General features: G+C 74.1%; 21 protein-coding genes. 17 read left to right on the top strand and 4 right to left on the bottom strand.

Features of this window, described 5'->3' with window-relative positions; all coding sequences use genetic code 11:
* Window positions 1–12: 12 nt before the first annotated feature.
* From secD to FHL79_RS09775, 4 genes are all read left to right on the top strand, one after another.
* Window positions 13–1,707, top strand: a complete 1,695-nt coding sequence (gene secD, locus FHL79_RS09790; RefSeq protein WP_138758418.1) for a protein translocase subunit SecD — start codon at window positions 13–15, stop codon at window positions 1,705–1,707.
* The gene (secF, locus tag FHL79_RS25395) at window positions 1,704–3,119 is read left to right on the top strand and encodes a protein translocase subunit SecF (protein WP_138758417.1); all 1,416 of its coding nucleotides are present in this window, start codon (window positions 1,704–1,706) and stop codon (window positions 3,117–3,119) included. Before secD ends, secF begins: the two co-directional genes overlap by 4 nt.
* The gene (locus tag FHL79_RS25390) at window positions 3,116–3,691 is read left to right on the top strand and encodes an adenine phosphoribosyltransferase (RefSeq protein WP_138758416.1); all 576 of its coding nucleotides are present in this window, start codon (window positions 3,116–3,118) and stop codon (window positions 3,689–3,691) included. The genes secF and FHL79_RS25390 overlap by 4 nt, the downstream gene beginning before the upstream one ends.
* 87 nt (window positions 3,692–3,778) lie before the next feature.
* Window positions 3,779–6,181 carry a RelA/SpoT family protein gene (locus FHL79_RS09775; protein WP_138758415.1) on the top strand — a complete coding sequence of 801 codons (2,403 nt, stop codon included), beginning with the start codon at window positions 3,779–3,781 and terminating at the stop codon, window positions 6,179–6,181.
* Here FHL79_RS09775 and FHL79_RS09770 read toward each other — a convergent pair.
* Together FHL79_RS09770 and FHL79_RS09765 are read right to left on the bottom strand one after the other, a co-directional pair.
* The gene (locus FHL79_RS09770; protein WP_138758414.1) at window positions 6,171–6,821 is read right to left on the bottom strand and encodes a class I SAM-dependent methyltransferase; all 651 of its coding nucleotides are present in this window, start codon (window positions 6,819–6,821) and stop codon (window positions 6,171–6,173) included. The two genes, FHL79_RS09775 and FHL79_RS09770, sit on opposite strands and share 11 nt — an antisense overlap.
* A gap of 41 nt (window positions 6,822–6,862) precedes the next feature.
* Window positions 6,863–7,687, bottom strand: coding sequence for a peptidylprolyl isomerase (locus tag FHL79_RS09765; RefSeq protein ID WP_138758413.1), 825 nt, complete (start codon window positions 7,685–7,687; stop codon window positions 6,863–6,865).
* A gap of 160 nt (window positions 7,688–7,847) precedes the next feature.
* Here FHL79_RS09765 and FHL79_RS09760 point away from each other — a divergent pair, with 160 nt between their 5' ends.
* From FHL79_RS09760 to aspS, 4 genes are read left to right on the top strand one after another with little or no spacing between them, the layout of a single operon-like run.
* Window positions 7,848–8,531, top strand: coding sequence for an MBL fold metallo-hydrolase (locus FHL79_RS09760; RefSeq protein WP_138758412.1), 684 nt, complete (start codon window positions 7,848–7,850; stop codon window positions 8,529–8,531).
* A 37-nt stretch (window positions 8,532–8,568) separates the two neighbouring features.
* Window positions 8,569–9,831: a histidine--tRNA ligase gene (hisS, locus tag FHL79_RS09755; RefSeq protein WP_138758411.1), complete on the top strand. Its 1,263-nt coding sequence runs from the start codon at window positions 8,569–8,571 to the stop codon at window positions 9,829–9,831.
* Entirely contained in the window at window positions 9,828–10,829 is a 1,002-nt protein-coding gene (locus tag FHL79_RS09750; protein WP_138758410.1) for an aldo/keto reductase, read from the top strand. The genes hisS and FHL79_RS09750 overlap by 4 nt, the downstream gene beginning before the upstream one ends.
* Before the next feature lie 44 nt (window positions 10,830–10,873).
* On the top strand, window positions 10,874–12,640 hold the full coding sequence (gene aspS, locus FHL79_RS09745; protein ID WP_138758409.1) for an aspartate--tRNA ligase: 1,767 nt from the start codon (window positions 10,874–10,876) through the stop codon (window positions 12,638–12,640).
* A gap of 62 nt (window positions 12,641–12,702) precedes the next feature.
* On the opposite strand, the gene FHL79_RS09740 is transcribed toward aspS, so the two are convergent.
* Together FHL79_RS09740 and FHL79_RS09735 are read right to left on the bottom strand one after the other, a co-directional pair.
* Window positions 12,703–13,593, bottom strand: coding sequence for a DUF559 domain-containing protein (locus tag FHL79_RS09740; RefSeq protein WP_246080570.1), 891 nt, complete (start codon window positions 13,591–13,593; stop codon window positions 12,703–12,705).
* A 175-nt stretch (window positions 13,594–13,768) separates the two neighbouring features.
* A complete protein-coding gene (locus tag FHL79_RS09735) occupies window positions 13,769–14,629 on the bottom strand; it encodes an aldo/keto reductase (protein ID WP_138758408.1) in 861 nt (286 codons plus the stop codon).
* A 195-nt stretch (window positions 14,630–14,824) separates the two neighbouring features.
* Between FHL79_RS09735 and FHL79_RS09730 the strand changes: the two genes are divergently transcribed.
* From FHL79_RS09730 to FHL79_RS09690, 9 genes are all read left to right on the top strand, one after another.
* The gene (locus tag FHL79_RS09730; RefSeq protein ID WP_246080568.1) at window positions 14,825–16,183 is read left to right on the top strand and encodes a replication-associated recombination protein A; all 1,359 of its coding nucleotides are present in this window, start codon (window positions 14,825–14,827) and stop codon (window positions 16,181–16,183) included.
* A 131-nt stretch (window positions 16,184–16,314) separates the two neighbouring features.
* The gene (locus FHL79_RS09725; protein ID WP_138758407.1) at window positions 16,315–16,740 is read left to right on the top strand and encodes a DUF948 domain-containing protein; all 426 of its coding nucleotides are present in this window, start codon (window positions 16,315–16,317) and stop codon (window positions 16,738–16,740) included.
* Complete coding sequence (locus FHL79_RS09720) at window positions 16,740–17,024, top strand: hypothetical protein (protein ID WP_138758406.1); 285 nt, start codon at window positions 16,740–16,742, stop codon at window positions 17,022–17,024. The genes FHL79_RS09725 and FHL79_RS09720 overlap by 1 nt, the downstream gene beginning before the upstream one ends.
* A gap of 60 nt (window positions 17,025–17,084) precedes the next feature.
* Window positions 17,085–19,766, top strand: a complete 2,682-nt coding sequence (gene alaS, locus FHL79_RS09715; protein ID WP_138758405.1) for an alanine--tRNA ligase — start codon at window positions 17,085–17,087, stop codon at window positions 19,764–19,766.
* A 53-nt stretch (window positions 19,767–19,819) separates the two neighbouring features.
* Complete coding sequence (locus tag FHL79_RS09710) at window positions 19,820–20,086, top strand: hypothetical protein (protein ID WP_138758404.1); 267 nt, start codon at window positions 19,820–19,822, stop codon at window positions 20,084–20,086.
* A complete protein-coding gene (ruvX, locus tag FHL79_RS09705; protein WP_138758403.1) occupies window positions 20,076–20,558 on the top strand; it encodes a Holliday junction resolvase RuvX in 483 nt (160 codons plus the stop codon). Before FHL79_RS09710 ends, ruvX begins: the two co-directional genes overlap by 11 nt.
* A complete protein-coding gene (gene mltG / locus FHL79_RS09700; protein ID WP_138758402.1) occupies window positions 20,555–22,609 on the top strand; it encodes an endolytic transglycosylase MltG in 2,055 nt (684 codons plus the stop codon). The genes ruvX and mltG overlap by 4 nt, the downstream gene beginning before the upstream one ends.
* Window positions 22,606–23,430 carry a shikimate dehydrogenase gene (locus tag FHL79_RS09695; protein ID WP_138758401.1) on the top strand — a complete coding sequence of 275 codons (825 nt, stop codon included), beginning with the start codon at window positions 22,606–22,608 and terminating at the stop codon, window positions 23,428–23,430. Before mltG ends, FHL79_RS09695 begins: the two co-directional genes overlap by 4 nt.
* A 7-nt stretch (window positions 23,431–23,437) precedes the next feature.
* Window positions 23,438–23,911 (top strand): prepilin peptidase (locus FHL79_RS09690; protein WP_138758400.1); only part of this gene is annotated, 474 nt, incomplete at its 3' end.

Genomic DNA, 23,911 nt, shown 5'->3' with positions numbered 1-23,911 from the left:
CGGGTACCCCGCATGGCCGCCCGCCAGTTCCCCGCCCGGCGCTACTTCGCCGTACTCGCCTTGATCATCGCCGGGATGTACGCGCTGATCTTCTTCACCGGCGACTCCCGCACCCCGCAGCTCGGCCTGGACCTCCAGGGCGGGACGACGGTCACCCTCACCGCCCGCACGCCGGACGGCCAGGCGCCCGACCCGGCCGACCTCGAGCTGGCCCGGCAGATCATCGAGCAGCGCGTCAACGGGCTCGGTGTCGCCGAGGCCGAGGTCGTCACCGAGGGCAGCAGCAACATCGTCATCTCGGTGCCCGGTGACAACGGCGAGAAGGCCCGTGAGCTCGGTGCCACCGCCCAGCTGCGCTTCCGCCCGGTCCTGACCGGGCCGGAGGCGGCCACCCCGGCCGCCACCGACTCCGCCGCGCCCACCGACAGCGCGGCGCCGACGGACCCCGCCGCGCCCACCGACAGCGCGGCGCCGACGGACCCCGCCGCGCCCACCGACAGCGCCGCTGCGCCCACCGACAGCGCCGCTGCGCCCACCGACAGCGCCGCTGCGCCCACCGACGCCGCGGGCACGACCACCGGTGCGGTGACCGACACGGCCGCCCCCGACGCGGACGCGCCCACGGTGACCCAGGAGCAGGCCACGGCCGAGTACGCGACGCTGGTCTGCGACACGACCACCACGTCGGTCGACCGGCCCCAGGACGCCATCGCCGCCTGTTCCGACGACGGCAGCGCCAAGTACCTGCTCGGCCCGGCCGTCATCGAGGGCACCGACATCACCGACGCGACCGCCGGCACCGAGACGGCGACCGGCGCGTGGGTGGTCAACGTCGACTTCAACTCGACCGGGTCGGCGACCTGGGCCACCTACACCGCGGCCAACGTCGGCAACGCCGTGGGCATCACCCTGGACGGCCGGGTCGTCTCGGCGCCGACCATCAACGGTGCGATCAACGGCGGCACCACCCAGATCACCGGCAACTTCAGTCAGACCGAGGCCACCGACCTCGCCAACCAGCTGAAGTACGGCGCGCTGCCGCTGACCTTCTCCCAGGCGACGGCACAGTCGATCTCCACCGAGCTGGGCAGCGAGCAGCTCCGGGCCGGGCTGATCGCCGGCGCCATCGGGGTCGCCCTGGTGTTCGTCTACGCGCTGCTCTACTACCGGCTGCTGGGCCTGGTGATGATCGCCAGCCTGATCCTCTCTGCGGCGGTCGTCTACGCCAGCCTGGTGCTGCTCGGCCGGCAGATCGGCTTCGCGCTCAGCCTGGCCGGCATCGCCGGGTTCATCGTGTCCATCGGCATCACCGCGGACTCCTTCGTCGTCTACTTCGAACGACTCAAGGACGAGGTGCGCGAGGGCCGCAGCCTGCGCAGCGCCACCCCGCGGGCCTGGGTCCGCGCCCGGCGCACGATCCTGTCCGCGGACGCGGTCAGCTTCCTCGCCGCGGCGATCCTGTACTGGCTGGCCATCGGGGACGTGAAGGGCTTCGCGTTCACCCTCGGCCTGTCCACGGTGCTGGACCTGGTCGTCGTCTTCCTCTTCACCCACCCGCTGATGGCGGTGCTGAGCCGGGTCAAGAGCTTCGGGACCAACCGCTTCTCCGGCCTCGGCCAGGTCGACCACAGCCGCCGTCCGGCTCCGCCGGCCCGCCCCGACCGCGAGTTGGTCGGCAGCAGCAGCACGAACGGGAGCAACCGATGACCCCCCGCGACCCCCACGATGCCGCGGACGTCCCGCTGGGCACCGACGCCGACGAGACGGTGGACGACGGCGCCGTCCTGACCGAGGCCGCCGACGACAGCACCGGGGACCAGGCGCTGGCCGACGCCGGGCTGCCCGCCGAGGGCGGGTCCGCGGCGACCTCCGGGCGGCGCGCGCCGGCCCGCAGCTCGCTGGCGCACCGGCTCTACAACGGCGAGGCCGGGCTCGACGTGGTCAACCGGCGCCGTACCTGGTTCCGCGTCACCGCCGTCGTCGTGCTGCTGTGCGCCCTGCTGATGGTGTTCCGCGGGTTCAACTTCGGCATCGAGTTCGCCGGCGGCAACAGCCTGCGGGTGCCGGCGAGCAGCGAGCAGCTCGCCGACATCCGGCAGGCCGCCGAGGACGCCGGCGCCGAGGTGTCCAGCGCGCAGGTGGTCGGCGGCAACTCCGTGCTGCTGCGCACCGAGGCACTGGACAACGCCACCGAGGACACCGTCGTCGCCGCCGTGGCGCAAGCCGCAGGGGTGAGCGCCGAGGAGGTCAGCCCGCAGTCGGTGAGCGCCGACTGGGGCGGGGACGTGACCAACAAGGCGCTGCTCGCGCTGGCCGTCTTCCTGGTCGCGGTGGTGGCCTTCCTGGCGGTCCGCTTCCAGCCGAAGATGGCGGTCGCCGCGATCGTCGCGCTGCTGCACGACATCATCGTCACCGCGGGGGTCTACGCGCTGATCGGCTTCGAGGTGACGCCCTCGACGGTCATCGGGCTGCTGACGATCCTGGGCTTCTCGCTGTACGACACCGTGGTGGTGTTCGACAAGGTCGACGAGAACACCAAGGACCTGGCCAAGAGTGCCCGTTCGACCTACGGCGAGGCGGCGAACCTGGCGGTCAACCAGACGTTGATGCGCTCGATCAACACCTCGGTCATCGCCCTGCTGCCGGTCGCCGGGCTGCTGTTCGTCGGCGCCGGCCTGCTGGGCGCCGGCACGCTCAAGGACCTCGCCCTGGTCCTCTTCGTCGGTCTGGCCGTCGGCACCTACAGCTCGATCTTCCTGGCCACCCCGGTGCTGGCCGAGCTCAAGGAGCGCGAGCCCGAGCAGCAGCAGCTGCGCAAGCGGGTGCTCGCCCGGCGGGCCGCCGAGGCACGCGCGGCGGCCACCGGCGCAGCGCTCGGTCCGGTCGCCAGCGCCCGCCGCAGCCGGGGTGCGACCAGCACGGCCCGCGGGTCGTCGGTCGCCGTCGCCGAGCGGCCGCAGGCGCTGCCGGACCGTCCCGACGCCGACGTCCCGGTGGAGTCGCCGGCCTCGGTGCAGCCGACCAGCACCGGCGCGACGGCGGCCCCCCGGCCCGGCCAGCGTCCGCAGCGACCCGGTGCCAGGCCGGGTCAGCGGCCGGCCGGCAAGAAGCGTCGGTGACCGCCGCCGCCGAGCGGCCCGTCGACGAGCTGATCGCCTCGATCGCCGTCGACGTCCCGGACTTCCCCGAACCCGGGGTGCTCTTCCGCGACCTCACCCCGGTCTTCGCCGATGCCGGGGCGTTCCGGCGGGTCGTCGACGCCCTCACCGAGCCCGCCGACGTCGACCCGCGGGCCGCGGCGCTGTCCGGAGGCGGCGTGGGGTTCGACGTCGTCGCCGGCGTCGAGGCCCGCGGGTTCCTGCTGGCGGCCGCGGTCGCGCTGGACGCGGGAACCGGGGTCGTGCCGATCCGCAAGGCCGGCAAGCTGCCCCGGGAGCACGTCTCGGCCGAGTACGAGTTGGAGTACGGCACCGCCACGCTGGAGCTGCACACCGACTCGATCCGGCCGGGGCAGCGGGTGCTGCTGGTCGACGACGTGCTGGCGACCGGTGGCACCCTGCTGGCGGCGATCGCGCTGGTCGAGCGGCTGGGCGGAGTGGTGACGGCGGTGTCGGTGGTCATCGAGCTCGCCGCGCTCGGTGGCCGTCAGCGGATCGCCCCGCACCCCGTGCACGCCCTCTGGACGACCTGATCATCTCGGGTGAGCGCGGGGGGCAGCCCCGAGCGCACCGCGGCTAACATGGGGAGGGTCAACCTCCTCGACAGGGCAGGAGCACCCGTGGCCTCTGACGTCGTCGCGCCCCAGACGTCTGACGCGCCTCCTGCGCAGGAGGCAGCGCCGCGGGCCCCCCTGCCCGAGCGCCCGGTCGTCCGCCGTCCCGACGACGTCGCCGCCGAGCCGGGCGGGGAGAGCGAGACCGTCCCGCGCCGGCGGGTCCGCGACCGGCTGGCCCGGCGGATCGTCGCCGGGCAGCGCTCCACCGGGATCCGCCCGGTCCTCGAGCCGCTGGCCGCCCTGCACCGGCAGAGCCACCCCAAGGCCGACCTCGCGCTGCTGCAGCGGGCCTACGACGTGGCCGAGGAGGCGCACGCCGAGCAGCGGCGCAAGAGCGGCGACCCCTACATCACCCACCCGCTGGCGGTCGCCACGGTCCTGGCCGGCCTGGGCATGGACACCACGACGCTGGTGGCCGCGCTGCTGCACGACACGGTCGAGGACACCGGGGTCGACCTGGAGTCCATCCGCGCGGACTTCGGGCCTGAGGTCGCCCACCTGGTCGACGGCGTCACCAAGATCGACAAGGTCAAGTTCGGGGACGCGGCCCAGGCCGAGACCATCCGCAAGATGATCGTGGCGATGTCCCGCGACCCGCGGGTGCTGGTCATCAAGCTGGCCGACCGGCTGCACAACATGCGCACGCTGCGCTTCCTCCCGCCCGAGAAGCAGGAGAAGAAGGCGCGCGAGACGCTGGAGATCCTCGCCCCGCTGGCGCACCGGCTGGGCATGAACACGATCAAGTGGGAGCTCGAGGACCTCGCGTTCGCCACCCTGTACCCCAAGCGGTACGACGAGATCGTGCGGCTGGTGGCCGAGCGGGCGCCGTCCCGGGACACCTACCTGGCCGAGGTCGCCTCGGCGGTCACCGAGCAGCTGAAGTCGGCCAAGATCGAGGCGGTCGTCACCGGCCGGCCCAAGCACTACTACTCGATCTACCAGAAGATGATCGTCCGCGGCCGGGACTTCACCGACATCTGGGACCTGGTCGGCATCCGGATCCTGGTCGACTCGGTGCGCGACGTGTACGCGGCGCTGGGCATCATGCACGCCCACTGGCAGCCGGTACCCGGCCGCTTCAAGGACTTCGTGGCGATGCCGAAGTTCAACATGTACCAGTCGCTGCACACCACCGTCATCGGTCCGCAGGGCAAGCCGGTCGAGCTGCAGATCCGCACGCACGACATGCACCGCATCGCCGACTACGGGATCGCCGCGCACTGGAAGTACAAGGAGAACGCCCGCGGCGGCGGCAGGACCGAGGCCGGCCCGACGCCCGGCTCCGCCGGCGACGACATGCTGTGGCTGCGCCAGCTGCTGGACTGGCAGCGCGAGGCGCAGGAGCCCGGCGAGTTCCTGGAGACGCTGCGCTACGACCTCGGTCCGCAGGAGGTCTTCGTCTTCACGCCCAAGGGCGACGTGATCAGCCTGCCGGGGGAGTCGACCCCGGTCGACTTCGCCTACGCCGTGCACACCGAGGTCGGGCACCGCTGCATCGGCGCCCGGGTCAACGGCAACCTGGTCTCCCTGGACAGCAAGCTGTCCAACGGTGACGTCGTGGAGGTCTTCACCTCCCGCTCGCCCACGGCCGCCCCGTCGAAGGACTGGCTGTCCTTCGTGGGCAGTTCCCGGGCGCGGACGAAGATCCGCCAGTGGTTCACCAAGGAGCGCCGCGAGGACGCCGTCGAGGCGGGCAAGGACGCGCTGACCAAGGCGATGCGCAAGGCCGGGCTCCCGCTGCAGCGGCTGCTGGGCGGGGAGTCGCTGGCGACGCTGGCGGCGGACCTGCACTACCCCGACATCAGCGCGCTGTACGCCGCGGTGGGGGAGAACCAGGTCTCGGCGCACTCGATCGTCGAGAAGCTGCTCATCGCGCTCGGCGGCACCGAGGGCGCGGCCGAGGACATCGCCGAGACCGCGATCCCCACCAAGCGTTCGGTGACCCGCTCCGCCGGCGGCGACCCGGGGGTCGTCGTCCACGGGATGACCGACGTGTGGGCCAAGCTCGCCAAGTGCTGCACCCCGGTCCCGGGGGACGACATCCTCGGCTTCGTCACCCGGGGCGGCGGGGTGAGCGTGCACCGCACCGACTGCACCAACGCCGAGGACCTGCAGCGCAAGCCCGAGCGGCTGGTGGAGGTCGACTGGGCCTCGCAGCCGGGCTCGGTCTTCCTGGTCGCCATCCAGGTGGAGGCGCTCGACCGGCACCGGCTGCTCTCCGACGTCACCAGGGCGCTGGCCGACGAGCGGGTCAACATCCTGTCCGCGTCGGTGCAGACCAGCCGGGACCGGGTGGCGGTCAGCCGGTTCACCTTCGAGCTGGCCGACCCGGCCCACCTGGGCTCGGTGCTGCAGACGATCCGCAGCGTCGACGGCGTCTTCGACGTCGAGCGCGTCACCGCCTGACGAGGCGCGCCGCGACCACGGCGTGGAGCGGGTCGCCGCGGCCCGGCGGGGTCCGCAGCGAGACGGTCGGCTCGGTGAACCGGCCGCTGCGGCGCACCAGCTCGGCGACCACGGCCCCGTGCTGCGCGTCGTCGGTCGCCAGCCAGCCGCGGACGGCCTTGGTGGGGAAGCAGCGGTCGGAGAAGGTGACCGCCAGCTGCCCGCCGGGGCGCAGCACCCGGCCGACGTCGCGGAGCACCTCGATCGGCCGGGTCAGGTAGTCGATCGACACGCAGCAGACCGCGGCGTCCACGTCGTCATCGGGGAGCGGGATGCGCGGGTCGGCGTTCAGGTCGTGCACCAGCCGGTCCGTGGCCGCCGGGTTGGCCGCCAGCTCCTCGGCGTTCATGCCGAGCACCACCAGCTCGGCCGGGGGCGTGCGGAAGTGCGACACCCACGAGGACATCAGGTCCAGGACCCTCGTCGGCGCCGGCGCGTCCCCGTCGATGCCCAGCTCGGCGTACAGCTCCCCGACGGCGGCGATCGCGCGGTCGTCGATGTGCGTGACCAGCCGGGGCCGGTCGTAGAACCCGGCGTCCGGCCCGTCGTCGCTGCGGTCGAAGAAGCCCGGTGGGAAGCCCGCGTACAGGTCGGCGTCCATCGCGCCCAGTGTGCCGGTGCGGACCCGCCGCCGCGCGGCGCTCAGGCGGCGGGGGTCATCGCGGTGATGGTGACGGGCTGGGTGGGTGCGCCGTCGCCGGTGCCGTTGGCGCCGTCGTTCCCGTTGGCAGCGATGGTGTCCAGGACGGCGAGCCCGGGGTCGTCGATCCTGCCCACGACGGTGTAGTCCGGCGGCAGCGTGCTGTCACCGAAGACCAGGAAGAACTGGCTGCCGTCGGTGCCCGAGCCGCTGTTGGCCATCGCCACCGTGCCGCGCGGGTAGGTCTCGGACCCGGTCACCTGGGTCGGGAAGGTGTAGCCGGGGCCACCCCTGCCGGTGCCGCCGGGGTCGCCGCACTGCAGCACCTTGAGGCTGTCGGAGTCGGTCTCCCGGTGGCAGGGCGTGCCGTCGAAGTAGCCCTGCTGGCTGAGGGCGGCGAAGCTGGCCGACGCGCAGGGGGCCGTGGCCTGGTCCAGGGCGAGCCCGATGTCCCCGAAGTTGGTCGCCATCGTCAGCGCCAGCGTGCCGGTGGTCGCGATGTCCCCGGACGGGGGAGTGACCTCGGCGCCGGCGCTGGCGGTGCCGTCGGTCGTGTAGGTGCAGGGCCCGGCGACGGTCGTCTGCCCGGCGGGCGCAGCGGACGCCGAGCTGGCGGCGCTGGTGCTGCTCGGGGCCGCGGTGCTGTCGGGATCGTCGTCGGCGAGCCCGGTGATGATGAAGAAGGCGCCGACCACGGCGAGGACGGCGAGCACCGTCACGCCGATGAGCAGGTTGCGGCGGCGCGTGCGGGCGATCTGCTCGCGGCGCTCCAGCTGGCGCTGCAGCCGTCGCTGGGCCTGCTCGCGGCGCTGCTTGTTCGTCGGCACTCTTCTCGGGCTCCTCGTGCGTGTGCTCGGGCGCGGGGGCGGCCCGCTCCTCGAGCTGACGCCGTCCACCCCGCGGTGTCGAGTGCGCAGTGTAGGGCGGCCACCTGTCCGCTCCCTGGCAGCGCGGCTGGGCGGTGATCTCCCCGCGTAACCTGCACAGGTGCTCATCCGCTCCTTCCCCGCCGGCGCGTTCGGCACCAACTGCTACGCGGTGGCCTCCGCACCGGGCGCCGAGTGCGTCGTCGTCGACCCGGGCATGGACGCCGTGGTACCGCTCGCGGAGATGCTCGCCGCCGACGGTCTGAAGCCGGTGGCCGTCGTGCTCACCCACGGCCACCTGGACCACACCTTCTCGGTGCTCCCGGTGTGCGAGGGCTACGACATCCCCGCGTACCTGCACCCCGCCGACACCGGCATGCTGTCGGACCCGGCGCGGTGGCACGGCCCGCAGCTCGCGCCGCTGATCACCGGCGTGCGGCTGCCCGACCCCTCCGACGTGCTGCCGCTGGACGACGGCGCACGGCTGTCGCTGGCCGGGGTCGATCTCACCGTGCGGCACGCGCCCGGACACACCCAGGGCTCCGTGGTGTTCTCCCTCGACCTGGACGACTCGCCGGGGCTGCTGGCCGGCGACGTCCTGTTCGCCGGCTCCGTCGGCCGGGTCGACCTGCCCGGCGGGTCGTGGGAGGCGATGCTCGGCTCGCTGCGGGACGTCGTCCTGCCCTTGGCCGACGAGACCGTCGTCCTCCCCGGCCACGGCGCCGCCACCACGATCGGCCGCGAGCGCGCCACCAACCCGTACCTCGCCGAGGCGGTCGGCGCACCGAGGGGACGAGGGTTGTGAGCGAGCACAGCAGCGAGCGCCAGCGAGTGATGACACCGTGAGCGGGCTGACCGCGCCGAAGGGCACCTTCGACACGCTGCCGCCGGCGTCGGCGGAGTTCCTCGCCGTCCGGGACACCCTGACCGCGCCGCTGCGGCGGGCCGGGTACGGCTACATCGAGACGCCCACGTTCGAGGACACCGCGGTGTTCGCCCGCGGGGTGGGGGAGTCGACCGACGTCGTCTCCAAGGAGATGTACACGTTCACCGACCGGGGTGGCCGCTCACTGACCTTGCGGCCCGAGCTCACCGCCGGGCTGATGCGCTCGTTCATCGAGCACCGGCTGTACTCCGGCGCGCTGCCGGTGAAGCTGTGGGCGGTCGGGTCGGCGTTCCGCTACGAGCGGCCGCAGGCCGGCCGGTACCGGCACTTCACCCAGGTCGACTGCGAGGCCCTCGGCGTCGACGACCCGGCGCTGGACGCCGAGGTGGTCGCCCTGGCCGTGCAGGGCTTCCGCGACCTGGGGCTGACCCAGTTCGAGCTGCTGCTCACCTCGCTCGGTGACGCCACCTGCCGGCCGCAGTACCGCGAGCTGCTGGTCGACTTCCTGGCGGGGCTGGACCTGGACGAGGACACCCGCCGCCGGGCGGAGATCAACCCGCTGCGGGTGCTGGACGACAAGCGCCCCGAGGTGCAGGCCCAGCTGGACGACGCCCCGCTGATGGTCGACCACCTGTCGGACTCGACCAGGGCGCACTACGACGCCGTCCGGCAGCACCTGACCGACCTGGGCGTGGCCTGGACCGAGGCGCCGCGGCTGGTGCGCGGGCTGGACTACTACACGAAGACGACGTTCGAGTTCGTGCACTCCGGGCTGGGCGCGCAGTCCGCGATCGGTGGCGGCGGCCGGTACGACGGGCTGTCCGCGGCGCTGGGCGGTCCGGACCTGTCCGGCATCGGGTACGCCGTCGGGGTCGACCGGACGCTGCTCGCGGTGCAGGCCGAGGGGCTGGACATCGCGGCGTCGGCCGGGGTGCAGGCGTTCGTCGTCCCGTTGGGCGCGGAGGCCAAGCGGTTCGCGGTGACGCTCGTCGGGCAGCTGCGCGAGGCCGGCGTCCCGGCCGACACCGTCTACGGCGACCGCGGGCTCAAGGGCGCGATGAAGGCCGCCGACCGCTCGGGTGCCTCGCACGCGGTGGTCGTCGGCGACCGCGACCTGGCCGAGGGCGTGGCGCAGCTGCGGGACCTGCGGACGCACGAGCAGGTCGCCGTCCCCCTGGGTGAGCTGTTCGACCGGGTGCGTGCGACGGTGGGCGCATGACTTCCAGCACCCCCCTCGAGACCCGGCCGCTGGGCCGGACCGGCGCCGACGTCTCGGTCGTCGGCCTGGGCACCTGGCAGCTGGGCGGTGACTGGGGCGACGTGACCCAGGACGACGCGGCCGCCGTCCTGGACGCGGCGCTGGACGCCGGCGTCACCCTGCTGGACACCGCTGACGTCTACGGCGACGGCCGGTCGGAGGAGCGCATCCGCAAGGCGCTGGCCGCCCGCGGCGAGCGCCCGTTCGTGGCCACCAAGGCCGGCCGGCGCGCCGACCCGTTCGCCGCCGAGACCTACACGCCGGAGAACCTGCGCGCCTGGATCGACCGGTCCCGCCGCAACCTCGGCGTGGACACCCTCGACCTCGTGCAGCTGCACTGCCCGCCGCCGGCCGTCTACTCCGACGAGCGGGTCTACGAGACCCTCGACGCGCTGGTCGAGGAGCAGGCGATCGCCGCCTACGGCGTCTCGGTGGAGACCGTCGCCGAGGGCCTGACCGCGCTGCAGCACCCCGGCGTGCAGTCGATCCAGGTCATCCTCAACGTCTTCCGGCGCAAGCCGCTGGAGCAGCTGCTGCCGGCAGCAGGGCGGGCCGAGGTCGGCATCCTGGCCCGGGTGCCGCTGGCCAGCGGGCTGCTGTCGGGCAAGTACTCCACCGACACCACCTTCGCCGCCGACGACCACCGGAACTTCAACCGCAACGGCGAGGCCTTCGACGTCGGTGAGACCTTCTCCGGCGTGCCGTTCGAGATCGGTGTCGCCGCCGCCCGCGAGGTCGCCGAGATCGCCGGCCCGGACGTCTCGACCGCGGCCTTCGCGCTGCGCTGGGTGATCGACCAGCCCGGCGTCACCACCGTCATCCCCGGCGCCCGCAACGTCCAGCAGGCGTTGGGCAACGTGGCCGCCGCCAACATCCCGTCCCTCACCCCCAGCCAGCTCGCCGACTGCGAGCGCGTGTACGACGAGCGCATCCGCGCCTCCGTGCACGACCGCTGGTAACGACCCATCCGGCACACCTCACCGCCCACCTGAGAGGCACTTCCTTGCTCCGCACCCACGACGCCGGCACGCTGCGCGCGACCGACGCCGGTTCCACGGTCACCCTCGCCGGCTGGATCGCCCGCCGGCGCGACCACGGCGGGGTCGTCTTCCTCGACCTGCGGGACGCCTCGGGCTACGCCCAGGTCGTCGTCCGCGAGGAGGAGGCGCACGCCTTGCGCAACGAGTACTGCGTGCTGGTGACCGGGGAGGTGCAGCAGCGCCCGGCGGGCAACGAGAACCCGGAGCTGCCGACCGGGGACATCGAGGTCGTGGCCTCCGAGCTGCAGGTGCTCTCGGCGTCCGCGCCGCTGCCGTTCCCGATCGAGACCGCGCAGGCCGCCGGCGACGACGTCCGCTACCGGTACCGCTACCTCGACCTGCGCCGGCAGGGCCCGGCCGCGGCGCTCCGGCTGCGCTCGGAGATCAACCGGATCGCCCGCGGGGTGATGGCCGGCCACGGGTTCACCGAGGTCGAGACGCCGAACCTGACCCGGTCGACGCCCGAGGGGGCGCGGGACTTCGTCGTCCCGGTGCGGCTGCAGCCGGGCTCCTGGTACGCGCTGCCCCAGTCGCCGCAGCTGTTCAAGCAGCTGCTGATGATCGGCGGGCTGGAGCGGTACTACCAGATCGCCCGCTGCTTCCGGGACGAGGACTTCCGGGCCGACCGGCAGCCGGAGTTCACCCAGCTGGACTTCGAGATGAGCTTCGTCGACCGGGACGACGTGCTGGCCGTGGCCGAGGACGTCATCCGGTCGCTGTGGCGGGAGCTGGCCTCCTACGCCGTCCCGGAGGTCCCGCGGATGACCTACCGCGAGGCGATGGACCGGTTCGGCTCCGACAAGCCCGACCTGCGGTTCGGTGTCGAGCTGACCGAGCTCACCTCCTACTTCGCCGAGACGCCGTTCCGGGTGTTCCAGTCGCCCTACGTCGGGGCGATCGTGATGCCCGGCGGGGGCTCGCAGCCGCGGCGTGCCTTCGACGCGTGGCAGGACTGGGCCCGCTCGCGCGGGGCCAAGGGCCTGGCCTACGTGACCGTCGCCGACGACGGCACCCTCGGCGGCCCGGTGGCCAAGAACATCTCCGAGTCCGAGCGGGCCGGGCTGGTCGAGGCCGTGGGCGCGGCCCCCGGCGACTGCGTGTTCTTCGCCGCCGGCCAGCGGCGGTCCTCCCAGGAGCTGCTCGGCGCCGCCCGCAACGAGGTGGCCAAGCGGCTGGAGCTCATCGCACCCGGCTCGTGGTCGTTCCTGTTCGTCGTGGACTTCCCGATGTTCGAGGAGACCGAGGACGGCGACTGGACCTTCATGCACCACCCCTTCACCTCGCCCACCCCGGAGTGGCGGGAGCGGTTCGCCGAGGACAAGGGCGCGGCGCTGTCGGACGCCTACGACCTGGTGTGCAACGGCAACGAGCTGATGAGCGGGTCGGTCCGGATCGCCGACGCGACGCTGCAGGAGCGGGTGTTCGAGGTCATCGGCATGTCGACCGAGGAGGCCCGGGAGCGGTTCGGGTTCTTCCTGGAGGCCTTCGCCTACGGTCCGCCGCCGCACGCCGGTGCCGCGATCGGCTGGGACCGGCTCACCGCGCTGCTGGCCGGCGTCGATTCGATCCGCGAGGTCATCGCCTTCCCCAAGACCGGGGCCGGCTACGACCCGCTGACCGGTGCTCCGACGCCGATCTCCGACGCCCAGCGGGTCGAGGCCGGCATCGACGTCGTCCCGGAGGCCGACCCGCTGCCCGGCGAGCCCGGCAGCCCGTCTGCGCGCGGTTGATCATGGGCGTCGTGCCACGGACTCGCCGTGCATCGGCGCGTCATCGCGCACGACGCCCATGATCAACCGAGGCCGGGACGCCAGCCGCGGCTGAGCAGGGCCCGGCGGGTCCGCCCCAGCACGGCAGCCGGGCCGGTGAGGTGCTGGTCGGCGAAGCGCAGGACCAGCCAGCCATCGGCGCCCATCAACGAGTACCGGTCGACGTCCCGGCGGAACTGCTCCCGCTCCGCGTGTTGCCGGCCCTCGTACTCCAGCAGCACCTTCCAGCGGCGGTACCCCAGGTCGCCGTGTGCGACCTCCCGGCCGCGCCCGTCGAACAGCGGGACCTGCGGCTCCGGGTCGGGCAGCTCGCTGGTGGCCAGCCAGTACCGCATCAGGCTCTCCGGCCGGGACTGCGCCTGCGGGCTGAGCAGCGGAGCGCAAGCCCGTGCGCGGACGACGCCCCGCACCCGGTCCGCGCGCGCCAGGCGTTCGGCGAGACGGTCGGCGTCCAGGTGCCGACCGCGGTAGAGGGCGTCGCCCACGGTCACCAGGTCGTGCGGCGGCAGCAGAGCGGCCAGGTCGAGGAACGTCTGCGAGCCGGACGTGACCTGCAGGCCGTGGATCGTGCCCAGGTCCACCGGGGTCAGCGTCCGGACGAGCCGCACCAGCTCTGGCCGTGCCGGGACGACGGCGTGTGGTGGCAGCACGACGGTGGGCCGAGGAGGCTCGGCCAGGGGCGCTCCCAGCAGCACGGCCGCGGTGGCGCCCCCGAAGGCTGCCGTCGGCGGGAGGACCCGCGCCCAGGCCCGGCAGCGTTCCGTCAGGCTCGGCTCCACCGCCGTGGACAGGTACAGCCCCTGTCCGATGCGGTGCCCGTCCCGCTCGACCTGTCGCCGGGTGACGCCCATCGCTCGCGCCGTTGCCCAGGTGTAGCTGCCGCCGAGCCGGATGCCGTCCACACCGCCGACCATCGGCGACCCGACGGTGCGCCGACCAGCAGTTCAGCTGATCTGTGGACGACAGCTCAGGCTGTGGATGCAGTGGCTGTAACCACCGTGGCCGTTGTTGACCATGGGCGTCTCGCCGGCGGACACGCCGTCCGCCGGCGTGTCCGTGGCAGGACGCCCATGATCAACGAGAGGTGCCTCAGGCGGCGTCGAGGCGGGCGAGTTGGTCGGGGGTCAGGACGACGTGTGCGGCGGCTGCCGAGTCGACGATGGACGCCGGACGCGAGGCGCCGGGGATCGGGACGACGACGTCGGCCTGGGCCAGGTGCCAGGCCAGCGTCACCTGGTACACCGACACCCCGAGCTCGTCGGCGACGGCGGCGAACGCGTCGGCCGTCGAGCCCAGCGACCTGGCCGCCGACACCCCGCCGAACGGGCTCCACGGGATGAAGGCCAGCCCGTGCGCGGCGCAGTGCGCGAGCTCGCCGGCCGAGGACCGGTAGCCCGGGGAGAACTGGTTCTGCACGCTGACCAGCGCCTCGCCGACGATCGCCCGGGCGGCGTCGATCTGGTCGACGTCGGCGTTGGAGATGCCGGCCATCCGGATCAGCCCGTCCTCGTGCAGCGACCGCAGCGCGCCCATCGACTCCTCCCACGGCGTCGCCGGGTCGGGCCGGTGGAACTGGTAGAGCCCGATCGCCTCGACGCCGAGCCGGCGCAGCGACCCCTCGCAGGCGCGGCGGAGGTAGGACGACGTCCCGTCCAGCCCCCACTCCCGGCCGTCGCGGGTGTGCCCGCCCTTGGTGGCGACCAGCACCGACGTTGTGTCACCGCCGTAAGCCGCCAGCGCGCGGGCCACCAGCTCCTCGTTGTGGCCGAACTCGGCCTCGTCCGCGGCGTAGGCGTCGGCGGTGTCGATGAGGGTGACCCCAGCGTCCAGGGCGGCGTGCACGACGGCCACCGCGTCCTCCGGCGAGGGCCGGTCCTCCTTGCTCGACAGGGGCATCGCCCCGAGGCCGATCGCGCTGACGGTGGTCGACCCGACGGTCCGCTGCTGCATGGGGCTGTCGTGCCCCGCGGGTAGCGTCGCAACCGTGAGCGGACAGGGGCGTGAGCATCGCAGGGAGCGCCGGAGCCGACAGGGAGTGAGCATCGCAGCGAGCGCCAGCGAGCGAGGAGCGGAGCAACCGCGGAGGCGACCCGTGTCACGGCGACCGAGGAGCGGAGCGCCCCGCGGGGGCGGACCGGAGGCACCGTGAGCGTGGGCGACGCGGGTCTGTTCGGCGAGGGGTTGTTCGCCGACGACGAGGCAGCGCGCCCGGTCGTCGACCCGGGTGCCCCGCTCGCCGTCCGGATGCGCCCGCGCTCGCTGGACGAGGTCGTCGGCCAGCAGCACCTGCTCGGCCCCCGCGCGCCGCTGCGCCGGCTGGTCGAGGCCGACGAGCCGATGTCGCTGGTGCTGTACGGCCCGCCCGGCACCGGGAAGACCACGCTGGCCCACGTCATCTCGCTGGCCACCAAGCGGTCCTTCGTGCAGCTCTCCGCCCTGGACGCCGGGGTCAAGGAGGTCCGCGCGGTCATCGCCAGCGCCAAGCGGGAGCTCACCCACGCCGGACGCCGCACGGTGCTGTTCATCGACGAGGTGCACCGCTTCTCCAAGACCCAGCAGGACTCGCTGCTGTCCGCGGTCGAGGACCGGATCGTCAGCCTGATCGCCGCCACCACCGAGAACCCGTTCTTCTCCGTGGTGAGCCCGCTGCTGTCCCGCAGCCTGGTGCTGGCGCTGCAGCCGCTGAGCGACGGGGACGTCCGCACCCTGCTGCACCGGGCGCTGACCAGCGACCGCGGGCTGGCCGGCGCGGTGACGCTGAGCGCGGAGGCCGAGGAGCACCTGGTCCGGGTCGCCGGCGGCGACGGGCGCAAGGCCCTCACCGCGCTGGAGTCCGGCGCCGGTGCCGCGCTGGCGGTGGGCGCCACGGAGATCGACCTGCAGACCCTGGAGACGGCGGTCGCCCAGGCGGCGGTGCGCTACGACCGGTCCGGTGACCAGCACTACGACATCGCCAGTGCCCTGATCAAGAGCATCCGCGGCAGCGACGTCGACGCGGCGCTGCACTACCTGGCCCGGATGGTCGAGGCGGGGGAGGACCCGCGCTTCATCGCCCGCCGGCTGGTGATCTCCGCCAGCGAGGACATCGGCATGGCCGACCCGACCGCGCTGCTCACCGCGGTCGCCGCCGCCGACGCGGTCGCCTTCATCGGGATGCCCGAGGGGCACTTCCCGCTCGCGCACGCCGTCGTCCACCTGGCCACGGCGCCGAAGTCGAACGCGGTCACCACGGCGATGGGCGAGTCGGTGGCCGACGTGCGGGCCGGCCTGGCCGGCCCGGTGCCGGCGGGGCTGCGCGACGCGCACTACTCCGGGGCCAAGGCGCTCGGCCACGGCAAGACCTACGTCTACCCGCACGACCACCCCGACGGCGTCGTCCCGCAGCAGTACCCGCCCGACGCCCTGGTCGGCCGCGACTACTACCGGCCGACCAACCGCGGCGTCGAGGCGGCGATCTCGACCCGGCTGGCCAAGCTCCGGGCGATCGTCCGCCGCCGCGGCTGAGGCCCGTCGACGGCGAAGGCGACGACGACCGTCGGCCCCCGCGGCTAGTGTTGCCCCACCGGCAGGCACGACGGCCGGGAACAGGACCATCCGAGACGTCGACGAGAGTCGAGACCCGAGGGAGTGCACGCGTGTCCGCAGGAGAGTGGGCGGGGTTGGTCGCAGCCCTTGCCGTGGTGGTGCTGGTCCTCCTGTTGGCGGTGCCGTTGCTGAAGCTCGGGCGCACCTTGGACGAGACCACGCTGACCATCCGCCAGGTCCGGGAGCAGAGCCAGCCGATCCTCAGCCAGGCGTCGACGACGGTCACCCACGTCAACGCCAACCTCGAGCGCGTCGACGACATCACCGGCAACGCGGCCAACGTGTCCAGCAACGTCGCCGCGCTCACCAGCGTCTTCGCAGCCACGCTCGGCAGCCCGCTGATCAAGGTCGCCGCGTTCAGCTACGGCGTGCGCAGCGCGGCGCGCAAGAAGCGTGAGGGCCAGGCCCTGGCCGACGCGCAGCGGTCGTCCAAGGACGAGCGGCGGGCGCGGCGCGCCTCGCGGCGGGCCGACTGATGCGCCGGCTGTTCTGGCTGGCCATGGGCGTCACGATCGGCGCCCTCGTCGTCCGCCGGCTGTCCCGGGCCGCGGAGAAGCTCACCCCGCAGGGCATCGCCGGCCAGTTGGCCGACGGCCTGCGCGACCTGGCCGAGGCGATCGGTGACTTCGGGGCCGACGTGCGGGCGGCCGCAGCGGCCCGGGAGGACGAGCTGCGGGCCGGCACCGGGCTGGACGCGCCGCTGCCCGACCGCAGCCAGGTCGAGCTGCCGCGGCGCGGCGCACACGCAGCGGACAACTGACCCTCCTCCCTGGTCGGCGTCCCGCCGGCCACCTCGCTCGCTGAAGGACCGAGACCCCGCATGCAGACCGCCGAGATCCGCCGCCGCTTCCTCGAGCACTTCGAGAAGCGCGGTCACACCGTGGTGCCCAGCGCCTCGCTGGTGTCGCCCGACCCCTCGCTGCTGTTCACCGTCGCCGGCATGGTGCCGTTCATCCCGTACCTGACCGGCCGGGAGCCCGCCCCGTTCCCGCGGGCCACCAGCGTGCAGAAGTGCGTCCGCACCCTCGACATCGAGGAGGTGGGCAAGACCACCCGGCACGGCACGTTCTTCCAGATGAACGGCAACTTCAGCTTCGGCGACTACTTCAAGGCCGAGGCCATCGGCTTCGCCTGGGAGCTGGTCACCGGCCGCGTCGAGGACGGCGGCCTGGGCCTGGACCCCGAGCGGATCTGGCCGACGGTCTACCTGGACGACGACGAGGCGTTCGACGCCTGGCGGGCCCACGTCCCGGCCGAGCGGATCCAGCGCCGCGGCAAGGACGACAACTACTGGTCGACCGGTGCCGCCGGGCCGGCCGGCCCGTGCTCGGAGATCCACTACGACCGCGGGCCGGAGTACGGCCCCGGCGGGGGGCCCGAGGTCGACCCGACCGGCGACCGGTACCTGGAGATCTGGAACCTGGTCTTCATGCAGTACGAGCGGGGGCCCGGGGAGGGCAAGGAGTTCCCGATCCTCGGCGAGCTGCCGAAGAAGAACATCGACACCGGCATGGGCCTGGAGCGGGTGGCCTTCCTGCTGCAGGGCGTCGACAACATGTACGAGATCGACGAGGTAGCCCCGGTGCTGCACCGGGCCGCCGAGCTGGCCGGCCTGCGCTACGGCGCCGACCACGAGTCCGACGTCCGGCTGCGGGTGGTGGCCGACCACGTGCGCAGCGGGCTGATGCTCATCGCCGACGGGGTCACCCCCGGCAACGAGGGGCGCGGCTACATCCTGCGCCGGCTGCTGCGCCGCGCCGTCCGGTCGATGAAGCTCCTCGGCGTCGACGCGGCGACCCTGCCCGAGCTGCTCCCGGTCTCCCGCGGCGCGATGAGCGCCAGCTACCCCGAGGTCGCGTCCGACTTCGCCCGGATCTCCGGCATCGCCTACGCCGAGGAGGAGGCGTTCCGGCGCACCCTCGTCGCCGGGACGGCGCTGTTCGACACCGCGGTGAGCCAGGCCCGGGCCGCGGGCACCCCGGCGCTGTCGGGCACCCAGGCGTTCAGCCTGCACGACACGTACGGCTTCCCGATCGACGTCACCCTCGAGATGGCCGCCGAGCAGGGTGTCACCGTCGACGAGGAGGGCTTCCGGGCCCTGATGAAGGAGCAGCGCGACCGGGCCCGCGCCGACGCCCGGGCCAAGCGCACCGGGGCGGTCGACGTGCTGGCCTACCGCCGGCTGCTGGCGGAGTTCGGGCCCACCGACTGGCGCGCCTACGACACGCTGCACACCGAGTCCCGGGTGCTCGGCGTCGTCGACGAGGGCGACGACGCCACCTCCGACGACGGCGACCCGGTCGTCGGGCCCGGCTCGCTCACCCGCGTGGTGCTGGACCGGACGCCGTTCTACGCCGAGTCCGGTGGCCAGGTCGCCGACGCCGGCGAGCTGACCTGGGACGGCGGCCGGGCCGAGGTCATCGACGTCCAGCGCCCGGTCAAGGGCCTGGTCGCCCACCAGGTGCGGGTGCTCGAGGGCGAGCTCCGGGCCGGCACCGAGCTGACCGCGCAGGTCGACCGCGAGTGGCGGCTGTCGGCCTGCCAGGCGCACTCGGGCACGCACGTGCTGCACGCCGCGCTGCGCCAGGTGCTCGGCCCGCAGGCGCTGCAGTCCGGCTCCTACAACCGGCCCGGCTACCTGCGCCTGGACTTCGCCTGGCAGGGCGCGCTGTCGGCGCAGCAGCGCATCGACGTCGAGGACGTCGCCAACGCGGCTGTCCGCGCCGACCACGGTGTCCGCGCGCTGTACATGACGCTGCCCGAGGCCCGCGAGTTCGGCGCGATCGCGCTGTTCGGCGAGACCTACGGTGAGCAGGTCCGGGTCGTCGAGATCGGTGGCGAGTGGTCCCGGGAGCTGTGCGGTGGCACCCACGTGCGGGGCAGCGCCCAGATCGGCACCCTGGCGCTCACCGGCGAGAGCTCGGTGGGCTCCGGCGCGCGCCGGGTCGAGGCGTCCGTCGGGCTGGAGGGGTTCCGCTACCTGGCCCGGGAGCGCGACCTGGTCCGTCAGCTCGCCGACCTGCTGAAGACCCCGCAGGACGGCATCGTGGACCGGGTGAACGGCATGCTCGACCGGCTCCGGGACGCCGACCGCGAGCTGGCCGCGCTCCGCGGGCAGCAGACGCTGGCCGCTGCCGGAGACCTGGCCGCCTCCGCCACGGACCGGGGCGGGGTCGCCGTCGTCACCGGGGCGCCGGCCGGCCTGTCCGGCGGCGACCTGCGCAGCCTGGCGCTGGACGTGCGCGGACGACTGGGTGACGAGCCCGCAGCGGTGGTCCTGGCGTCGGCGGTCGACGGCAAGGTGGCGGTGGTCGCGGCGCTGAACCCCGCCGCCGTGGGCCGAGGGCTCGCGGCCGGCCGGTTGATCACGCTCGCCACAGGTCACCTGGGTGGCAAGGGGGGCGGGAAGCCGGACCTCGCCCAGGGCGGCGGGACCGATCCGGCGGGCATCCCGGCGGCCCTCGCGGCCGTCGAGCAGACGATCGGAGCGGCCACTTCGTGAGGAACGCGCCCGACGGACCGGACGGGGACCCGGCGGCAGAGCCGGTCCCGCAGATGCTGCGGCCACCCGTGCCGCCGCGTCCGGTGCCGTCGGACGCCCCCGCCGAGGAGGAGGCACCCGCCGGGCAGCACGCCACCGAGCGGGTGCCGTTCCCGCTGCCCCCGCTCGACCGGCAGGGCGCCCCGGCGCTGGACCCCCAGACGGGGCAGCTCGACCTCGGCGGCTACCCGCCGCGGGTGCCCGGCCGTCCCCGGCCCGTCCCTCCCCGGCCCGTCCGGCCCGAGCCCGACACCGACGGCGGTGGCCGGCATGGCCGCTGACGACGGCGGGCCGGTCCGGTCGCCAGGGAGGAGACTGGGCGTCGACGTGGGGACCGTGCGCGTCGGAGTGGCCCTCTCGGACGCCACCGGCACCCTCGCCAGCCCGCTGGAGACGCTCCGGCGAGCCAAGGACCAGAGCGATCTCGACCATCTCGCTGGGCTGGTTGTGACACACGAGGTGGTCGAGGTGGTTGTGGGTCTGCCGAGACATCTGTCCGGAGCGTCGGGCGCCTCGGCACAAGATGCCAGTGCATACGCTGCATCCCTGGCCAGTCGCATCGGGGACGTCCCGGTGCACCTCGTCGACGAAAGGCTCTCCACCGTGACCGCTGCGAGTCATCTGCGCGCCGGAGGCATCTCCGCCCGCCGGCAGCGCCCGGTGATCGACCAGGCGGCCGCCGTGGTCATCCTGCAGAGCCATCTCGACGGGCGACCTCGCACTGGCCCTGAGACCAGGGGGCGCCACTCGTGACGGACCCGACCCAGCCGCGTCCGCGCGGCCGCCACTCCCAGCCCGACGGCGACGCCGGCCGTCCGGCTTCCGAGCTGCTCGCCGCCTGGACGAGCGCCGGCGCGAGCACGCTGCAGCTGGCCGACGACACGATGCGTCCCCGCCGCGGCCGCCGCTCCGCGCCGGACACCGACGCCACCGGCGTGCAGGTGCTCTCGCCCCGCGGCCCCGTCGACATCGCCGACGTCGAGATCACCGGGCTCGCCGCCGGGGGCATCGCCGACGTCGGCCTGGCCGCCGCCGGTCTGGACCTGAGCGCCTTCGGCATCGACCCGACCGAAGGTACCCGTCGCCCCGCCGGGGCCTCCGGGCCCAAGTCGTGGTCCTGGGACGACATGACGGCCGCGAGCGCCGCCGCCGAGACGGCGCCCCGCACCACGGAGATGCTGGCCGTCGCACCGGCCGTGCCGAAGGCCGACACCGACCAGCGCCCGGGCCGCTCTCCCGGGTCCGACCGCCGGTCGGCCCCCGCACCCCGGGCAGCCACCGAGCCGACGATCGCCGACCGGGTCGCCGCCGACCGGTTCGCCGACGCCGAGACCGACCCCGGCTGGCTCTCCGCGAACAGCCGGCCGGTGCTCGACGCCCCGCAGCCGGCCGGTCGCGGCTCGCTGGCCTCGCTCGTCACCGCCGAGCCCCGCACCGCGGCGCCGGCCGACGAGCCCGCGACCGAGATGCACCCTACCGACTGGGACGGCGACACCGGCACGTGGCTCGCCCCGGCGTCCCGGCACCGGGGCACGGAACCCGACGACGGCGACGACGTCGGGCCGCAGCCCGACGAGCACCCGTACGAGCTGGCCGGTCCGGCCACTGTCTTCGACGAGACCGGTGGGCTGGAGCTCGTCACCGACGACGACCACCACGGCCCGCTCGACGACCACCACGACGACGCCGACCTCGACGACCACCTGCTGGGCGGCGGTGGCGGCCGCCGTGGAGGTCGCGGCGGCGATGGCTCGGACCGGCCGCGCAAGCGCCGGCGGCCGATCACCATCGTGCTGTCGCTGATCGTCCTGGCCGCGCTGGTCGTCGGGATCGGGATCGGCGGCAAGCAGCTGTGGAGCACGATCAACCCGGTCGCCGAGGACTACACCGGCACCGGGACCGGCACCGTCGACGTCCGGGTGAACGACGGTGACTCGCTGCGCGCCATCGCCGGCACGCTGGTGAGCGCGGGCGTCATCGCGTCCGCCGACCCCTTCGAGGACGCGGCGAGCGCCAACCCGGCGGCGACCGGCATCCAGCCCGGGGTCTACACGCTGCGCTCGCAGATGTCGGGCGAGGCGGCGCTGGACCTGCTGCTCGACCCGGCGTCCCGGCAGGTCACCCGGGTGACCCTGCCCGAGGGCCTCACCGTGACCCAGGTGCTGCAGAGGCTCGCCGACCAGACCGGCATCCCACTGGCCGACCTGGAGGCCGCTGCCGCCGACCCGGCGGCGCTCGGGCTGCCGGCGTATGCCAACGGGCTGCTCGAGGGCTTCCTGTTCCCCGCCACCTACGACATCGAGCCCGGCGACACCGCGGTCGGGATCCTCACGGACATGGTGGCCGGCACGGTGGCCGTGCTGGACGAGCTGCAGGTCCCCGAGGACCAGCGGCTGGGCCTGGTGACCGAGGCCAGCATCGTGCAGGCCGAGGCCGGCAGCACCGAGGACATGGGGAAGGTCGCCAGGGTGCTGGACAACCGGCTGGCCGACGGCATGCCGCTGCAGCTGGACACCACGGTGAACTACGCCAACGGCAAGAGCGGCATCACCACCACGAGCGAGGACCGGGCCAACCCCTCGCCGTACAACACCTACGCGCACTCCGGCCTGCCGCCGGGCGCCATCAGCAACCCCGGGCAGGAGGCGCTGCGAGCGGTGCTCGACCCGACCCCCGGCGACTGGCGCTTCTTCGTCGTGGTGGACCCCGACACCGGGGAGACCCGGTTCGCGGTCACCGCCGATGAGCACCAGCAGAACGTGCTGCTGTTCCAGCAGTGGCTGCAGGACAACCCGGGGAATTGAGCTCCCGACACGCGGACGGGCCGGTCCTGAGGGCAGCAGTCCTCGGCCGGCCCGTCGGCCACTCGCTGTCCCCGCTGCTGCACCGGGCGGCGTACGCGGCCCTGGGACTCGACGACTGGACCTACGACGCGCTGGACGTCGGCGCTGAGGACCTGCCCGTGCTGCTGGCCGGCCTCGGCCCGGAGTGGCGGGGCTTCTCCGTGACCATGCCGTGCAAGCGGGCGGCGGTCGAGCTCGCCGACGAGGTCGACGCCCTCCCGCGCCTGCTGCGCGCGGCGAACACCCTGGTGCGCACGGAGGCCGGGGGCTGGCGGGCGGAGAACACCGACGTCCTCGGGGTCGGCACCGCGCTGCAGGGTGGCGGGGTCGAGCAGGTGGAGCACGCGGCCGTCCTCGGCGCGGGCGGGACGGCGGTGGCCGCGGCCGTCGCGCTGGCCTCCCTGGGCGCCCGCCAGGTCGACGTCGTCGTCCGGGAGCCGGCCCGCGCCACCGAGCTGCTGCGGGTCCTGGAGATGCTGGACGTGACCGCGGAGGTGCAGCGGCTGGACGCCACCACCTCGGTGGCCGCGCCCGTGGTGGTGAGCACGGTGCCCGCCGACGGGCAGGCGGACGTCGCCGACCTCGACTGGCGACCCCGCCAGACGGTGCTCGACGTCCTCTACGCCGGCTGGCCCACCCCGTTGGCGCAGCGGGTCGACCTGGCCGGCGGCCATGCCATCAGCGGCATCGAGGTCCTGTTCTGGCAGGCGACCGCCCAGGTGGAGCTGATGACCGGGCAGCCCGCGCCGATCGCGGCGATGCGCGCCGCGCTGGGCGCCTGACCGGCCGGTGCCCAGCGCGCTGACGCTCGCCGGTGCGGTCGTGGGCCTGCTGTTCGGCCCGTGGCTGGCCGTCACCACCGTGCGGCTCGCCGAGCGCGACCCGGCGGCCCGGCCGACGCCGGTCCGGGTCGCGGTCACGTCGCTGCTGGCGGCGGTCCTCGTCGCTGCCGGGCCGGCACTGGCCGGCGACCGCCCGGCGGCGGTGGCGCTGGCCTGGTTCGGCGCGGCCGCCCTCGTCCTTGCCGACGTCGACCTGCGCCGGCACCGGTTGCCCGACCCGGTCACCTGGCCGGCGCTCATCGGTTGCGGTGTCGCGCTGCTCGCCGACGCCGTCGTCACCGGCGAGGCGGGTGCCGTGCTGCGCGCCGGGGTGGCCGCCGTCGCCGCCGCCGGTGCAGGGGTCGCGGCGCGGGTGGCGTCCCCGGCGGCCCTGGGCCGCGGGGACGTGAAGCTGCTCGGCCTGCTCGGGGTGGTCCTCGGC

It is taken from the genome of Modestobacter altitudinis (genome assembly GCF_005930475.1).
Classification (GTDB): Bacteria; Actinomycetota; Actinomycetes; order Mycobacteriales; family Geodermatophilaceae; genus Modestobacter; species Modestobacter altitudinis.
Note: the sequence above shows the minus strand (reverse complement) of the source record. Positions and strands in the feature narration are given on the sequence as shown.

What these genes read in the sequence shown, in the direction of transcription:
- secF (WP_138758417.1), top strand. Translation starts at nt 1,704, where the DNA reads ATGACCCCCCGCGACCCCCACGATGCCGCGGACGTCCCGCTGGGCACC.
- alaS (WP_138758405.1), top strand. Translation starts at nt 17,085, where the DNA reads ATGCAGACCGCCGAGATCCGCCGCCGCTTCCTCGAGCACTTCGAGAAG.
- FHL79_RS09720 (WP_138758406.1), top strand. Translation starts at nt 16,740, where the DNA reads ATGCGCCGGCTGTTCTGGCTGGCCATGGGCGTCACGATCGGCGCCCTC.
- FHL79_RS09740 (WP_246080570.1), bottom strand. Translation starts at nt 13,593, where the DNA reads ATGGTCGGCGGTGTGGACGGCATCCGGCTCGGCGGCAGCTACACCTGG.
- FHL79_RS09710 (WP_138758404.1), top strand. Translation starts at nt 19,820, where the DNA reads ATGCTGCGGCCACCCGTGCCGCCGCGTCCGGTGCCGTCGGACGCCCCC.
- FHL79_RS09750 (WP_138758410.1), top strand. Translation starts at nt 9,828, where the DNA reads ATGACTTCCAGCACCCCCCTCGAGACCCGGCCGCTGGGCCGGACCGGC.
- secD (WP_138758418.1), top strand. Translation starts at nt 13, where the DNA reads ATGGCCGCCCGCCAGTTCCCCGCCCGGCGCTACTTCGCCGTACTCGCC.
- FHL79_RS09735 (WP_138758408.1), bottom strand. Translation starts at nt 14,629, where the DNA reads ATGCAGCAGCGGACCGTCGGGTCGACCACCGTCAGCGCGATCGGCCTC.
- FHL79_RS09770 (WP_138758414.1), bottom strand. Translation starts at nt 6,821, where the DNA reads ATGGACGCCGACCTGTACGCGGGCTTCCCACCGGGCTTCTTCGACCGC.
- ruvX (WP_138758403.1), top strand. Translation starts at nt 20,076, where the DNA reads ATGGCCGCTGACGACGGCGGGCCGGTCCGGTCGCCAGGGAGGAGACTG.